Genomic DNA, 16,029 nt, shown 5'->3' on the forward strand with positions numbered 1-16,029 from the left:
CCCATTGCGTGAATGATCAGGGTCATCTGCGCCGGATCTTTACGTGGCGCCGCGCAGCCGCCATTCTCACGCCATCCTGACCGAGGCATGAGAGGACCGGCCGATGAGATTGCGCGTGCGGCGGCGGCCGGCACTGGCCGGAATGCTGATGGCGGCGGCCGGCCTTCTGGCCATGATATCGGGGGCCGCGGCCGATGTCGGCTATGCCGAGGCGCTGGTGACCGATCCGGTGACTGACGCCCCGGCACCGGTCATGATCTGGTATCCGACCGATGCGCCGGCAGCCCCGGTCCGGCGTGGTCCGTTCGAGATGACGGTGGCGGTCGACGCGGAACCCGCGGCCGGCCGACATGGTCTGGTGGTGTTCTCGCACGGATCGGGCGGCGCACCTCTGGCGCATCATGGCACCGCCGAGGCACTGGCTGCGGCCGGTTGGATCGTGGCGGCGCCGATGCATCCGGGTGATGACGTGCGCAATGCCTCCGGCGCCGGCAGCGCGGCAGTATTTGTCGGCCGCGTCCGCACGTTGCAGGCGGTGATCGACCGGATGCTCGGCGATCCGCGCTTTGCTGGCCATGTCGATGCCGGTCGTATCGCTGCCGTGGGTTATTCGGCGGGTGGTGCGGCCGTGCTCGCTCTGGCTGGTGCCCCGGCCGATGCGGCCAATGCCGTCGCCTTCTGTGCCGCCCATGGCGACGAGGACACGTTGTGTGGCCGCTATGGCGTGCGGCCCGATCTGGTCGCCGAGGCCAGCCGCATCGGCCCGGTGCCGGCCGATGACCGGCTTGATCTGGTGATCGCGCTGATGCCGGCGACCAGTTGGTTCGCCGACGATGCGCTGGCGCATCTGCAGATCCCGGTGCGGATCATGACCAGCCAGCATGACGAGATGCTGCCGCCGCCGCTTCATGGCGAGCGACTGGCGGCGGGGTCGGATGGCGCCGTGCCGATCGAGGTGATGGTCGGCGCCGGACATTTCTTTCCGCTGGGCGTGCTGCCGGATGAACTGGCGGGATCGGATGTGGCCCGCGACCCGGCGGGGTTGGATCGCGCCGCCGCGATTGCCCGGTTGAATAGCTGGCTGATCCGGACGCTTGACGACGCCATACGCTGAGGGCGCGCCTCGTCCCGGGCGTGGCTCCACGCTTGCCTCTTGAGGCGCCGGGCCGCACGCCCACATGATGGCATCGATATCCCGTTGCCCCCGTCGTTTGAGGGACCACGCCCATATGACAGCCCGCGACCCCGGACGGCATCGCCGCAACGATCCTGCAGCGCCGGACGATCACCGTCCTGCAGGCGGCGGCCGCCTGCGCCGCTATTTCCTGGCCGGTATCGTGGTGACGGCCCCGATCGCGATCACGCTGTATGTGGCGTGGTGGTTCATCGCCTTTGTCGACGATCTGGTGCTGCGCGTCGTGCCGCCGGCCTATCACCCCGACCAGTATCTGCCGTTCAGCATTCCCGGCGCCGGACTGGTGGTGGTTCTGGTGGCGATCACGCTGATCGGCGCGTTTGCAGCCGGCCTGGTCGGGCGCGAGTTCGTCAAGCTGGGCGAGGGCATCGTTGCCCGGATGCCGGTGCTGCGCAGCATATATGCCGCGCTGAAGCAGATCTTCGAGACCATTCTGACCCAGGGGTCGCAGTCGTTCCGCGAAGTGGTGCTGATCGAATATCCACGACGCGGCCTGTGGTCGCTGGCCTTCATCACAGGTAACACCGGCGGCGAGGTCCAGCGGTTGACCAAGGCGCGGATGGTCAACGTCTTCGTCCCGACCACGCCCAACCCCACCTCGGGCTTTCTGCTGTTCGTGCCCGATACTGAACTGGTGCGGTTGTCGATGACGGTGGAAGAGGGGGTGAAGCTGGTGATCTCAGGCGGGTTGATCACGCCGCCGGATGTGGCCGACCCTGAGAGCGGGCAGGCCGACACGGCATCGAGGCGGCCGGCCGCCTTGACGGCGCCCCCCATGCCGGCAGCCGGCGAGCCCGGCGATGCCCGCGACGACGACGCCACGGACACGGATGCCGAGGCGACCGCTCGAAACAAGGCTTGATAAACCCGCGCGCAACGCTCATATTCGATGGATCATGCAAAACCTGATTCAAATAACGACGGCACTGCCGTCGCTCGATGCCGGGACCAACCGCCAGATGCGCGGCGGTAATCTCGTTCAGGGCTGATCGCCCGGGCCGTATCTGTCCCCGACCTTAGATGTCCGCGGGCACCCGGTCCGGGACATGGTGCTTTTTTCGATATCGTCCTCACCTCTGAAAGCGATATCCGCCCTGTCGGCATCCAGGCCGACGCGGGCGTTGTCTTCTGATCAAGCGTCGGACCCGCGCCCATCGGGCCATATCCGGACCAGCATCTCCGGCAGGGCCGTTGCACCCCATGCCTGATGTGGGATCGCCGGGCCCGCGCGACATCCACCTATCCCCCAACATCCCATGCGGAATGCTCCGGCAACCTGCCGGCGCCATGGCGCGTGGTTCCACACACCTCATCCAAGGATACCAACATCATGACCGAGACCGCCTTTGCCGTCGTCGATCTTCCCGAAATCGCCACGCCGCCGCCGGTGTTCGTGGGCGAGACCGATTTCGACCGCCTGAGCGCGCTGGCCGACATGGCCGCCGTGGAGCCGGGTACCGCCGCCGCTTTCCTCGCCGCCGAGCTCGACCGCGCAACCGTGGTCGCCGACGACGAACTACCCGCCGATGTGGTGGCCATGCACCGCCAGCTTCGCTATCGTGCCGAAGATGGTGCCGATCAGCAGGCCATTCTCGTCTTCCCGCGTCAGGCCGATATCGCCAGCAACCGGGTGTCGGTTCTGACCCCGGTGGGGGCGGCTTTGCTCGGCCTGCGGGCCGGCGCCTCAATCGCCTGGCGTGACCGCACCGGCCGTGTGCGGCATCTGACCGTGACCGGCGTCGGCAACTGATCTGCCAGTCTGCGGGTGATCGGCCGCCGGCCGACGATCAGCCCGACCGCAGATAGCGAACCGCCTGATCGCGTTCGAACAGATACAGCAGCACCCGCAAGGCCTGCCCCCGCGGCCCATCGAGTTCGGGGGTGCGTTCGATTTCCAGGCGGGCCTGCGCCTGGGCGATCTCGATCAGATCGCTGTGGATATCAAGATCGGCGAGCCGCATTTCCGGCTCGCCACTCTGCTTCGTGCCCAGCGCGTCGCCGCCGCCGCGCAGGCGCAGATCCTCTTCGGCGATCACGAAACCATCCTCGGTCGCCCGCATCACCTCCAGCCGTTTACGCGCGATCTCGCCCAGCGGGCTTGCATAGAGCAGCAGGCAGCTTGCCTGATCGTCGCCACGTCCCACCCGGCCGCGCAGCTGGTGCAACTGCGCCAGACCGAACCGCTCGGCATGTTCGATGATGATGACGGTGGCGTCCGGCACGTCGACGCCGACCTCGATCACGGTGGTGGCGACCAGCACATCGGTCCGGTCGTCGGCGGTTGTGGACCGGAAGCGGGCGATGGCCGCGTCCTTGTCGGGCCCCTTCATCTGACCGTGGATCAGCCCGACCCGCGGCCCCAGCCGCTCGGTCAGTTCCTCGGCCCGCGCGGTCGCCGCCGATAGATCGGCCTTTTCCGACTGGTCGACCAGCGGACACACCCAATAGACCTTGTGGCCGCCGGCAATGGTGCGGATCACGCCGTCGATGACGTCGTCCATGCGGTCGATCGGCAGCACCCGGGTCTTGATCGGCTTGCGTCCGGCGGGTTTCGACAGGATCCGCGAGACGTCCATATCGCCATAGGTGGTCAACGCCAGCGTGCGGGGAATGGGCGTCGCGGTCATGACCAGCGTGTCGACACCCCGGCCCTTCGACGACAATTGCAGCCGCTGATGCACGCCGAAGCGGTGCTGTTCGTCGATCACCGCCAATGCCAGGTCGCGGAATGCCACCTCATCCTGAAACAGGGCATGGGTGCCGACCAGAATGTCGATCTCGCCCGCCTCCAGCGCCGCCAGAACCTCGCGCCGTGCCTTGGCGCGCTCGCGCCCGGTCAGCAGGCCGAAGCGGAGCCCGGCCGGCGCCCCCAGCCGGGTCAATGTCTCCATATGCTGGCGGGCCAGAACATCGGTCGGCGCCATCAAGGCCGCCTGTCCGCCGGCCTCGACCGCGATCGCCATCGCCAGCAGGGCGACCACGGTCTTGCCGCTGCCGACATCGCCCTGCAGCAGCCGCAGCATCCGCAGCGGTCCGGCCATGTCGCCGGCAATTTCCGACAGCACCTGGCGCTGATCGGTGGTCAGCCTGAAGGGCAGGGCGGCTTCGACCGGCCCGGTCAGCCGGCCGGTGCCGGCCAGACTGCGCCCGGCGGACCGCCGCTGCCGGTTGCGCACCAGCGCGATCGCCAACTGGTTCGCGAACAGTTCGTCATAGGCCAGCCTGCGGCGTGCCGGTGTCAGCGGCGACAGGTCATCGGCATCGACCGGCGCATGAGCCTGGCGCAGCGCGGTCTGCCAGTCTGGCCAGCGCTCGCGCTTCAGCACGCCGCGGTCGATCCATTCGGGTAAGCTGGGCAGCCGGTCCAGCACCGCGCGTGCCGCCCGGCGCAGCAGCTTTGGCGACAGCCCGTCGGCACCTGGATAGACCGGCTCAACCGTCTCGATCTCGGCCCGGCGGGCCGGCGGGACGATGTGATCGGGATGCGGCATCTGCACCTCGCCGCCATAGCGTTCGACCTTGCCGCTGACGATCCGGCGTTCGCCTTCCGGCATCAGCCGGCGCCAGTCCTCGGCGCGGCCGTGAAAGAACACCAGGGTCACCGGGGTGCCGTCCGGATCGGCCGCGCGCACACGATGCGGCTGGCGCGGCCGTTCGGCCGGCTGGTGTTCAAGGATGGCCAGATCGAAGGTGGCGATGCGGCCGGCCGCGGCCTGGGCCGCCGGCGGCGCGTGGCGCCGGTCGACCAGCGCGATCGGCAGGGTCCACAACACGTCGATCACCCGGTCGCCGTGGGCGGCGCGCGCCACCAGCTTCAGCACGCGCGGACCGATGCCGGGCAGGGTGGTGGCTTCGGCGAACAGGGGAAACAGGGGTTCGGGGCGCATCTGGTCCGGATGGTGGTGGTGTCGTCAAGGGGCGTCATGGGGCGCTGTCGCCGTCCGGTCATCGGACGCGCCCACGATAGGGGCGGGTGGCTGGCGAGACAAGCGACGCGGCACCCGATGGACGGGGACGCGCGCCCGGCGCGTCCATGGGGGTGACAGCCAGCCGGTCGCGGGCTATATCACGGGGCGCAGTCTTGTCCGCATGAGAGGGTCCAGCCGCCATGGCCGAAGACACCGACGCCCGCCGCCGCCGGCTGCGCTATCAGAGCTGGTATCGCGGTTGCAAGGAAACCGACATCCTGTTCGGCAAGTTTGCCGATGTCTGGCTCGACCGTTTCGACGCGGCCAGTCTGGATGCCTTCGAAGCGCTGCTGAACGAGAACGACATCGACCTGTACAACTGGCTGAGCGGCCGTGAGCCGGTGCCTGCGGATCTGGCTGAAAATCCGGTCATGGTGCTGATGATGGCCTTCGACTTCGCGGCGGCGCCTGATCGTGGGATGGGCCAGACCCGGGCTGCCGCGGACCTAGCCTGAGACGCGACACCGACCGAGGCCGCGTTCCGACCATAGAAAGACGCCACGCCCGTGCTGATCGATCCTGTGCTTTTCGACCGCCCCGGCCGCATCCTGCTGACCGAGGCGCCCGACGGGCTGGTCTGGCAACTGGTGGCCGACCTGGCCACCGCGCGGCCGGCCCGCGATCTGGTGCTGGTGATGCGCGATGACACGCGCATGGTGGCGGCTGCCGAGGCGCTGAAGGTGCATCTGCCCGGCACCGAGATCCTGCGTCTGCCGGCCTGGGACTGCCTGCCTTACGACCGGGTCTCGCCCAACGGCATGATCGCGGCCGAGCGCATGGATACCCTGACCCGGCTGGCCGGCGGCCCCGGCGCCGACGATCCGGTGACCGGCGGGCGGGCGCGGGCGATCGTGGTGACCACGGTCAATGCGCTGTCGCAACGCGTGCCGCCGCGCGACAGCCTGACGCTGGCCCGGCTGCGGCTGGAGCCCGGCCACCGGCTGAACACAGAACGGCTGGTCGACTATCTGACGCACAACGGTTATGTCCGCGCCGGCACGGTGATGGAGCCGGGCGAGTTCGCCGTGCGTGGCGGCATCGTCGATCTGTACCCGGCCGGCGAGCCCGATCCGGTGCGGCTCGATTTCTTCGGCGACGAGGTCGAGGCGATCCGCAATTTCGACCCCGTCACCCAGCGTTCCAATGCCCGCATCCGCCGGCTGGATCTGAAGCCGGTGAGCGAGATCCTGCTGACCGACACGGTCATCCAGCGTTTCCGCCAGGCCTATCGGCAGGCCTTCGGCACGGTGGGTACCGGCGACCCGCTGTATGAGGCGATCAGCGCCGGCCGGCGCCATTCCGGCATGGAGCACTGGCTGCCGCTGTTCCACCCCTATCTCGAACCGGTGACCGCCTATTTCAACGCGCCGGCACTGATCTTCGACCATCTGACCGACGAGGCGTTCGTCGAGCGCCGGGCGCTGATCGAGGACTACTTCGAGGCCCGCAAGACCGGCCCGGTGTCGATCATCGGCGGCGAGCGCGAGGCGCCCTATCGCGCACTGCCACCCGATCAGCTGTATCTGACGCCTGAGGAATGGTCGGACATGGCGAAGGCGGGGCCGCGCGCAAGCGTGCAGCCGGGGCCGGCCGACCGGCCCCTGCCCACGGGCTGGCGCGCGGCGCGGCTGGGCGGCAGTCCGGCGCGGGATTTCGCGCCCGAGCGCAAGGACGAGAGCGTCAACCTGTTCGATGCCCTGGCCGGCCATATTGCCGCCGAGCGCGGCGCCGGACGCCGGGTGGTGGTGTGCTGCTACAGCGCCGGTGCACTCGACCGCATCCGCACGGTGTTCGAGGATCACGGCATCGGGCCGGTGGAGGCGGTGGAGACCTGGGACAGGATCGATACCGCCCGGCCCGGCGCGCTGGTTCTGATCGTGCTGCCGCTGGATCATGGCTATGTCGCGGGCAGCCTGTCGGTGCTGACCGAGCAGGACATTCTGGGCGACCGGCTGAACCGCAAAACCCGCCGCAAGCGCCGCGCCGAGAACTTCCTGCGCGATGCCGACACGCTGAGCGTCGGCGATCTGGTGGTGCATGTCGACCATGGCATCGGCCGCTATGAGGGGCTGGAGACCATCACCGCCGCCGGCGCGCCGCATGATTGCGTGCTGGTGGTCTATGAGGGCGGCGACCGGCTGTTCGTGCCGGTCGAGCATATCGACATGCTGTCGCGCTATGGCACGTCAGACGGCCCGGCGCCGCTGGACCGTCTGGGCGGGCCGCAATGGCAGCAGCGCAAGGAGCGCACCAAGCACCGGCTGAAGGACATGGCCGACGCCCTGATCGCGGTCGCGGCCGAGCGCAAGCTGAAGGGGGCCGCCCGGATCGAGCGGCCGCAGGGGCTGTATGACGAGTTCTGCGCCCGCTTCCCCTATAACGAGACCGAAGATCAGCTTCACGCCATCGAGGATGTCATCGACGATCTGGCTTCGGGCCGGCCGATGGACCGACTGATCTGCGGCGATGTGGGGTTCGGCAAGACCGAGGTGGCGTTGAGAGCGGCGTTCATTGCCGCGATGAGCGGTGTTCAAGTGGCGGTCATCGCCCCGACCACGCTGCTGTGCCATCAGCATTTTCTGGGCTTTACCAAACGCTTCCAGGGATTTCCGATCAAGATCGTCGAACTGTCGCGACTGGTGACCGGCAAGCGCGTGGCAGAAGCCAAGAAGGCGATCACCGACGGCACCGCCGATATCGTGATCGGCACCCACGCCCTGTTGGCCAAGGGGGTTCAGTTCCGCGATCTGGGCCTGATGATCGTCGACGAGGAACAGCATTTCGGTGTGAAGCACAAGGAACGGCTGAAGGAGATGAAGGCCGACGTCCATGTGCTGACTCTGACCGCGACCCCGATCCCGCGGACCCTGCAACTGGCGCTTGCCGGCGTGAAGGAGCTGTCGATCATCGCGACGCCGCCGGTTGACCGTTTGGCCCTGCGCACCTTCACCATGCCCTATGACAGCGTGATCGTGCGCGAGGCGATCCTGCGTGAGCAGTATCGCGGCGGGCAGTGCTTCTTCGTCTGTCCGCGGATCGAGCAGGTGAAGGAGGTCGAGGAGCGGTTGCGGATGCTGGTGCCCGAGGTCAAGATCGCGGTCGCCCATGGCCGGCTTGGCGCGGGCGACCTGGAAGACGTGATGGGCGGCTTTTATGGTGGCGAATACGATGTGCTGCTATCGACCAGCATTGTCGAGAGCGGGCTGGATATCCCGCGCGCCAATACGATCATCATCTATCGCGCCGATCTGTTCGGTCTGGCGCAGTTGTATCAGCTCCGCGGCCGGGTGGGGCGCGGCAAGCTGCGCGGCTATGCCTATCTGATGCTGCCCGCCAACCATACCGTCACCCGCCCGGCGCAGAAGCGGCTGGAAGTGATGCAGACCCTCGACAGCCTGGGGGCGGGCTTCACCCTTGCCAGCCATGATCTGGACATCCGCGGCGCCGGCAATCTGCTGGGCGAGGAACAGTCGGGCCATATCCGCGAGGTCGGGCTGGAGCTGTTCCAGCAGATGCTGGACGACGCGATCGAGGCCGCCAAGGCCGGCGGTGGCGACGTCGAGGTGAAACCTGCCCGTCGCGACTGGTCGCCGCAGATCAATCTGGGCGCAGCGGTGCTGATCCCCGACACCTATGTCTCGGATCTGGATGTCCGGATGTCGCTGTACCGGCGGGTCGCGGATCTTGAGGAAGGTGATGAGATCGACGCCTTTGCGGCCGAACTGGTCGACCGCTTCGGGCCGCTGCCCGATGAGGTCCGCCAGCTTCTGCAGGTGGTGGCAATCAAGAAGTTGTGCATCGCGGCCGGCGTGTCCAAGGTCGAGGCCGGCCCCAAGGGGGCGACGGTGTCGTTCCATCTGGACCAGTTCGCCCGGCCCGACGGGCTGATCCCGTATATCGCCAAACAATCGGGCACGATCCGGCTGAGACCCGACCACAAGCTGGTGATGGTGCGGGCCTGGGCGACGGTGGAAGACCGGCTGAAAGGCGCCCGCGATCTGATCGGCACGCTGGCGCGGATTGCCCGCACCGGGCGTGCGGCCTGAACACCGGCCGGCACGGCAAGCTGTTACAGACGGCTCCCAAAACGGTCACACGGCACGGGTTACACTACGCGGTGCAGCTTCCTACATGTCATCTGTCATCGTGACCGGCCCTTGCGGGCAGGGAACAGGGCGGGCAGGGAACAGGTTCGGCTGCCGGCAGTTTACGGCATGCGGACGCCGCTGCCGGTCAGGCGCGGCGTCCCGGCGCGTCGAACCCCTGTATCTCGTGCCGGCCGGTTGCGTTCAGCATGTTTGATCAGAAAAGGATGAAGTCCAATGGCCACCGCAGAACAGACCGCCGTCGACAAGGAAATGGAGGTTCTGAAGGCCGATCTGGCCGCCCTGCGCGCTGATCTCGCCAAGGCGACCCGCCAGTCCGGCCGCGCCGCCGGCGTGGGTGCCGAGGCATTGAGCGAGAAGGCAAGCGAAGAGATGGAACGGTTGCGTGGCGAAGTCGACCGGCTGATGCATGTGGCAGGTGAGCGTGGTCGCGGGGCCGTGCGGGCGGCCGAGAGCACCATCGAGGAAAAGCCGCTGACCAGTGTGCTGGTGGCGTTCGGTGTGGGTCTGGTGATCGGCAAGCTGCTGGACCGGCGCTGACCGGCCCCGGCTTGTGGTCTCGGTCGATCGTGCCGGCAACCGTCGGTTGTGATGCCCGAACATCGGAAGGCGGCGGGGTGCAGTGCGCGCTGCCGCCGTTCTTCCGGGCGGGCGCCCCTGCCCATCATCCCTGTCAGCCCGAGGGCGCGCACTCATGCTGAACATGATGCACAAAGTTGAAGCGGCGGTGGCGCGCGCCGGTGCCGCTGCCATGTTGTATACGCTGGCGGGCATCATCCTGCTGGCATCGGCGGGCTTCGCCCTGACCGCATTCTATATCTGGGTCGATACCCTGACCTGGCATCCGGCATCACCGGGGCTGTGGACGGCGCTGTTGCTGCTGATCCTGGCCCTGATCGTGATGTTGGCGGGCAAGCTTGTTCTTCGCGGGCTGCAGCCTGGCGGCAGCGGCCATCGCCATCATTCTTCGTCAACCACCGGTTCCGCGGGCGCAGGGGCGCCACCCGGTGCGTCGGAGATTGCCGCCATGAGCGGCCTTGCATCGGAACTCGTCCGCCGCAATCCAGCTGGTGGGATTGCTGTGGCCGGCCTTGCCGGGATTGCCATCGGCGCATCGCCTGAAATCCGCCGCATCCTTGCCGATATGGCGCGCGCGGCACTCACCCCGAAGCCGCCGACGTCGCCGGAGTCGTGAACGTTCAAAGCAGAATCTGGCGTGCGCGCAGCAGCAGGCTGTCGGCGGTGTCGGACGGTTCAAGCGATGCATGGCCCATCTGCATCCAGATCGGTGCCGTCGGCAGGCCCGCCAGTCCGTAATCGGTGGTGGCGAGGCTGCCGGCAATGCGGTGCAATGCCTTCAGCGACCGGTCGCCAGGCGTGTCGGTCAGCACCGCGACCAGGGTGTTGTCGTCGGCACGCGCGATCAGGTCTTCCACGCGCACCAGCCGCTTCAATGTGTCGGCGGCGCGTGCCATAACGCTCTGGGCGGCGGCGGGGCCCCGGCGTTCGATCAGTAAAGACAGATTGCGGTACGATACGGTCGCGATGCTGAGCGGCTTGTCCCATTTCGACGCTTCGAACACCAGCCGGCTGAGATGGACGCGCAGGAACGCCTGCTGAAAGGCACCGGTCTCGGCATCGATGGTTGCCGGTGCCTCAAGCGATGCGAACATGGCGGTCAGGCTGCGACGCAGGCGCCGCCGGCGCAGGGCCGACAGCACCCGGCCATGCAGTTCATCGGGGCTGAATGGCCGGGAGATCAGATCGTCGATACCGGTCTGAATCAGGGTCTGCACATCCGGGGCAGAGGCGACTTGGCCGATGCCCAGCACCGGCACGTCATACAGGGCCGGTGTGTCGCGGACATGCAGTGCCAGGCCCAGCCAGTCCTCGCGGTCGCCGCCGTCGAATGACAGCACCAGCGTGTCGACCACCTGCTCGTGCAGCAATTGCGCCGCCTCGGCGGCACCGGCCGTGCGCAGCAGGCGATAGCGGGATTGCAGAATGTCGGCCACGTCGTCCAGGTCTTCGCCGAGCTGGGCTGCCAGCAGCAGCACCGGCGGGCCGTCCCGGCTTTCCTGGCCGCGGCGGCGGTCGATTTCGACCCGAAAACTGCGCGCGGTGGCGGCGCGGCGACGCAGTTCGGCCTGCATGATGCCAAGCCTGACCAGCTTCGACATCCGCGCCGCGATCAGCCCCTCGTCATAGGTGCCGATCAGCAGTTCGTCGACACCGACCGCCAGAGACCGTCGGCGCAGGGCCGACGAGGCCCGGCCGCCCAGCATCAGGACCGGAATATGCCCGGTATCGGGGTCGTTGTGCAGCATATCGACGAAATCGCAGCCATCGCCATCGGGCAGAAGGTCGTCGATGATCACCACATCCGTCAGCAATTGCCGGGCGAGGCGAAGCGCCTCGGCGCCGTTGCGGGCGCTGAACAGAAACAGCCCCCGGGCGCGCAGGCCATCCATGATCCGCTGGGCGACCCGCGGATCCTGCATGACCACGAGAACGCGCGCGAGATAGGGCATGGCGTCTGTCTACTTCCGCAAAGAGGGCTGGTTCCGCAAAGAGGGCTGGTCAGCGGCCCGGCGGCAGGGCGCGGCGGACGATCTTGCCGTTCACGCCTCGTGGCAGGCTGTCGACCAGAATCAGGTCGCGCGGCCATTTATAGCGGGCAAGATGCTTGCCGACCCAGGCATTGACGCCTTCAAGATCCAGCTCGCCCGAGCGGCCCGGCTTCGGCACCACATAGGCGGCGATGATGGTGAGCGCATCGTCGAGCCTGCGCGGTGCCACAGCCACCTCGGCGATGGCCGGATGCGCGCTGAGCGCCGCCTCCACCTCGATCGGTGAGACGCGATAACCGAGCACGGTCATCACCTCGTCCGATCGTCCATCATACCAGTAATAGCCGTCGCTGTCGACGCGCGCCAGATCTCCGGTGATGAACCAGTCACCACGCCAGGCAGCGGCCATGTCATCGGGCCGGTTCCAATAGCCCAGCATCAGCCCGGCCTCGTCGCGGTGCACGGCGATGACACCGATGTCGCCGGGGGCCAGCGGATCGGTGCCGCCATCCAGTGGCAGGACCGTGATCCGCCGGCCGGGCTGCGGACGGCCGGGACTGCCCAGGCGCAGGGGCGTGTCGGGGCCGCTGGAGATATAGGTCGATACCTCGCTCATCCCCAGCGCTTCGTAAAGCGGCAGGTCGGCGGCATCGAACCAACGGTGGGTCAGGGCGGGTGGCAGAGCTTCACCCGCCGTCAGGCCATGGCGCAGGCTGCGCAGCCGGTCGCGGGTCAGCGTGCCGTATTTCAGCATCTGGCGATAGACGGTGGGGACGGCGGCAAAGATCGTCGCCTCGGATCGTTCGATCAGCACCGGCCAGATCGAGGGATCACGTGGACCGGCATAAAGAACCGCGGTCGCGCCATGCGCCCAGGGGTCCATCAGCCCCACGCCCAGCGTATAGGTCCAGTTCAACTGACCGGCATGAAGCACGCGGTCGGCCGGTCCCATGCCGTGCCATCCCGGGCCCATCGGCCGACGACCCCAGACCGCGCGATGGGCATGCAGCACGCCCTTGGGCCTGCCGCTGGTGCCGGAGGTATAGATCATCAGCGCCGGATCATGGGCGGGGCCGAGCAACGGATCGGCGCCGTGACGGCCGCGAATGGCCGCGGCCAGCCAGTCCAGCCCCAGCAGCCGCATGCCGCCCGGATAGGGCTCGGCGATTTCCAGCCCGTCGGCAACGAAAGCCACGGCGGCGCCGCAATCGCGGGCGATGAACCCGGCTTCGGCGGGGGTGAGCTGGGCCGAGGTCGGCACCGCGATCAACCCGGCGGCCGCGGTTGCGAAATAGACCAGCGCGAATTCGATCCGGTTGCCCATCCGGATCATCACCCGGGCCCCCGGTGCCAGATCCAGCGCCACCAGCGCTGCGGTCACCCGGCGCACCTGATCGTACAGCCGGTCGAAACTGATGCTGTCGCGCACGCCATCCTGGTCCATCAGGATCAGGGCCGGCTTGTCGGGATGCCGCTCGGCATTCCAGGCCAGGCAATAGGCCGCAAGGTTGAAGCGGTCCGGATCGAACGCCGCCGCGGCCGCCGGCATGGCGGGCGGTGTGTCGATGGCCAGGCTTGGCGCGGGCATGAGTGGATCGCCGACGGCACCATCGGCAAGGCCGCTGGCATCGGGGCTGACAAGGGCTGGAGCGGGCGCCATGGCGCCCTGTGCGGGAGCATCGCTGATCATGGCGCTGAGGGTAAGCGCAGACGCGCCGTTTCGGAAGTGCCAAAAAACGGACATGAAACCGTCGCAGCAGCACCGTTCGGTCTGTCACGAACGACTGCGCCGCCCGATGCGGGCATCGGACGGCGCAGCTATGGAATGACAGGGGGTGCCGGACGGATGGGTATGAACGGATGGGTATGATCAGTGGCCCAGGCGTTCTCCGGTCTCGCGCGCCTCGCGGCGCAGCGAGTCGACCACATTTTCAACCGACCGCCGCAGGGTTGCCGAGCTGCTGACCAGCTGCCCTGTGGCGCCGGCGACCGATGTCGCTGCCTCGGCGGTCTGTCCGGCACCGCCGGCCACCTCGCCGATCGCCGAGGAAATGGTCTGGGTGCCGACAGCGGCCTGATTGACGTTGTGGGCAATCTCGCTGATCGCGGCGATCTGCTCTTCCACCGCACTCGCGATGGTGGTGGATGCCTCGCGAACCCGGCCGATGGTCTCGACGATCCTTGCGATTGCCCCCACGGCCTGCTCGGTGTCGCTCTGGGTGGCGGCGATGCGGTTGGCGATCTCGTCGGTGGCCTTGGCGGTCTGGGTCGCCAGCGTCTTGACCTCGGAGGCCACGACCGCGAAGCCCTTGCCGGCATCCCCGGCGCGTGCCGCCTCGATGGTGGCGTTCAGCGCCAGCAGATTGGTCTGGGCGGCGATGTCGTTGATCAGCTTCACCACGTCACCGATCTGACGGGCGGAGCCTGCAAGCCGGCGCACGATGCCATCGGTGTCGGCGGCACGCGACGAGGCCTCGGCGATGATGTCGGATGCCGTCGTCACCTGCCGGCCGATCTCGTGGGCGGATGCAGTCAGTTCTTCGGTCGCGGTCGCGACCGTCTGGACATTGACGTTGGTCTGCTCGCCGGCCGCGGCGACAGTGGCGGAATTGGCCGATGTGGTGTCGGCGATGCCGCGCATTTCCGATGCACGCCGCTCCAGCCCCTCGGCCAGCTCGGTCATCTCGTCGGCGATACCGCTCACCTCGCGCTCAAGCGTGTCGGCAAGGCCCAGCGTGCTTTCGCGCCGTGCCTCTTCGGACCGGCGTTCGGTCGCGGCCTGCGCCAGCCGCAGGTTTTCGGTCTCGGCCAGCGTGTCGCGGAAGGCGACCAGTGCGCGGTTCAATGCGCCGATCTCGTCGCGACGGTGGGTGTGGGGGATCTCGACAGTCGTGTCACCGCCGCTCAGCGTCGCGATGACGCCCATCGAGTGCTTCAGCGGCCGCTTGACCAGAAACAGCACGGTCACCGCCAGGGCGGCAACGATCAGCAGCACCAGGACCACGCCACCGATGATCATGCTGTTGAGCACTTCGTCGGCGGCGGCGCGCATCGAGGTCTCGGGGATGTTCACCAGAAGGCTCCATGGCTTGTCATAGCCCTGGATATGGACCGGAAGCACCATCCGATAAACCTGAGAGTTCAGGCTGGGAGACCACGACACGCTTTCCATGGTCAGGCCGTCGCGGACGACGCGCTCGATCTCGGTGGTGTCGTCGGAGGTCAGCTTCTGCATCGGCTGGCCACGCAGTTCGGCCTTCGGATGATTGATCACGCGGAGGTCATTGGTGAACAGCAGCACATTGCCGGTGCCAAACGGTTTGGTCTCATTCAGCCGCTTGTTCCAGGCATCCAGCTCGATATCGACACCGGCGACACCGACGACGGCGCCACCCGCCTTGATCGGAACCGACGCCGACAGCAACATCACGTCCCGTCCGGCCACATCATAGATCGTGGGCGGGGTCATGAAGGTCTTGCCGGTGGTCAGCGGTGTTTGATAGTAGGCGGAATTCGGGCCGGTATAATCGCCGATGGTCTCGACCAGCGTCTGGCCGCTCACCCGGTTTATATAGGTCAGGTATCGGCCGGTGTCGTCGGATGTCCTGGTGTTGCGGAAGGCGGCATCATTGCCGTCCAGGGCATTCGGCTCGAACCCCGCCCAGACGCCGAGAAGGTCTTTCGCGTGGACGAAATTGGCCTCGATGACGCGATCATAGACGGTCCGATCGATGACGCCACCGGCCTTCATCGCAGAAAAGCTGTTGGCGACGCCGTCGGCGACCGCCAGGTCTGTCGACATCTGGGTCGAAATTTCGGCCGCGAGCTGTCGGGACAGTGCGCGGCCGCTCTCCAGCGAGGTTGCAAGCACCCGGTCTTCAGCCATGCGGGCGACTGCCGTGATGCCAACCGCCAGCAGTACAGCCAGTGCACCACCGCCGACAAGAATGATCTTTGAAGAAAGGCCGAGCGCTACACGCATGTTCTTGCACCATTTCTCAGAGGGAACGCGATTGAATTGCCCAAACGCTTCAGATCAGCAGTGATGCATAGAAATCAGGCTGCCGGCCTGTCCGCGTGTTCCGACACATTAGCGCAAATGTGTTAACCAAGTGCTTAAGCAGAAAAAAGACATCATTTGATCAGTATTACCTGATGGTAAATTTATACATTTTCAGTTGATGGGACGA

11 protein-coding genes are annotated in these 16,029 nt (G+C 67.1%); 7 read left to right on the forward strand and 4 right to left on the reverse strand.

The window, feature by feature from the left end:
• Nucleotides 1–103: 103 nt before the first annotated feature.
• The 3 genes from IEW15_RS12145 to rnk all read left to right on the forward strand — a co-directional run bounded on the left by IEW15_RS12145 (nt 104) and on the right by rnk (nt 2,945).
• The gene (locus IEW15_RS12145; protein ID WP_188578192.1) at nt 104–1,114 is read left to right on the forward strand and encodes an alpha/beta hydrolase family protein; all 1,011 of its coding nucleotides are present in this window, start codon (nt 104–106) and stop codon (nt 1,112–1,114) included.
• A gap of 115 nt (nt 1,115–1,229) precedes the next feature.
• Nucleotides 1,230–2,057, forward strand: a complete 828-nt coding sequence (locus tag IEW15_RS12150) for a DUF502 domain-containing protein (RefSeq protein WP_229708041.1) — start codon at nt 1,230–1,232, stop codon at nt 2,055–2,057.
• 468 nt (nt 2,058–2,525) lie between these two features.
• On the forward strand, nt 2,526–2,945 hold the full coding sequence (gene rnk / locus IEW15_RS12155) for a nucleoside diphosphate kinase regulator (protein ID WP_188578194.1): 420 nt from the start codon (nt 2,526–2,528) through the stop codon (nt 2,943–2,945).
• A gap of 37 nt (nt 2,946–2,982) precedes the next feature.
• On the opposite strand, the gene recG is transcribed toward rnk, so the two are convergent.
• On the reverse strand, nt 2,983–5,082 hold the full coding sequence (gene recG, locus IEW15_RS12160) for an ATP-dependent DNA helicase RecG (RefSeq protein WP_188578196.1): 2,100 nt from the start codon (nt 5,080–5,082) through the stop codon (nt 2,983–2,985).
• Nucleotides 5,083–5,303: 221 nt separating this feature from the next.
• On the opposite strand from recG, the gene IEW15_RS12165 reads away from it, so the two are divergent.
• The 4 genes from IEW15_RS12165 (at nt 5,304) to IEW15_RS12180 (ending at nt 10,464) form a co-directional block, all read left to right on the forward strand.
• Entirely contained in the window at nt 5,304–5,618 is a 315-nt protein-coding gene (locus IEW15_RS12165) for a succinate dehydrogenase assembly factor 2 (RefSeq protein ID WP_188578197.1), read from the forward strand.
• Nucleotides 5,619–5,669: 51 nt separating this feature from the next.
• Nucleotides 5,670–9,209 (forward strand): transcription-repair coupling factor, encoded by a 3,540-nt coding sequence (mfd, locus tag IEW15_RS12170; RefSeq protein ID WP_229708042.1) that lies wholly within the window; start codon nt 5,670–5,672, stop codon nt 9,207–9,209.
• A gap of 276 nt (nt 9,210–9,485) precedes the next feature.
• Entirely contained in the window at nt 9,486–9,809 is a 324-nt protein-coding gene (locus IEW15_RS12175; RefSeq protein ID WP_188578199.1) for a DUF883 family protein, read from the forward strand.
• Nucleotides 9,810–9,963: 154 nt separating this feature from the next.
• Complete coding sequence (locus IEW15_RS12180; RefSeq protein WP_188578201.1) at nt 9,964–10,464, forward strand: hypothetical protein; 501 nt, start codon at nt 9,964–9,966, stop codon at nt 10,462–10,464.
• Between the two features lie 4 nt (nt 10,465–10,468).
• Here IEW15_RS12180 and IEW15_RS12185 read toward each other — a convergent pair whose 3' ends face one another.
• From IEW15_RS12185 to IEW15_RS12195, 3 genes are all read right to left on the reverse strand, one after another.
• Nucleotides 10,469–11,800: a response regulator gene (locus IEW15_RS12185; protein WP_188578203.1), complete on the reverse strand. Its 1,332-nt coding sequence runs from the start codon at nt 11,798–11,800 to the stop codon at nt 10,469–10,471.
• Nucleotides 11,801–11,849: 49 nt separating this feature from the next.
• On the reverse strand, nt 11,850–13,427 hold the full coding sequence (locus IEW15_RS12190) for an acyl-CoA synthetase (protein WP_188578204.1): 1,578 nt from the start codon (nt 13,425–13,427) through the stop codon (nt 11,850–11,852).
• A 282-nt stretch (nt 13,428–13,709) separates the two neighbouring features.
• Nucleotides 13,710–15,821 (reverse strand): methyl-accepting chemotaxis protein, encoded by a 2,112-nt coding sequence (locus IEW15_RS12195; RefSeq protein WP_188578206.1) that lies wholly within the window; start codon nt 15,819–15,821, stop codon nt 13,710–13,712.
• Nucleotides 15,822–16,029 lie beyond the last annotated feature (208 nt).

The organism is Tistrella bauzanensis (assembly GCF_014636235.1).
Lineage (GTDB): Bacteria > Pseudomonadota > Alphaproteobacteria > Tistrellales > Tistrellaceae > Tistrella > Tistrella bauzanensis.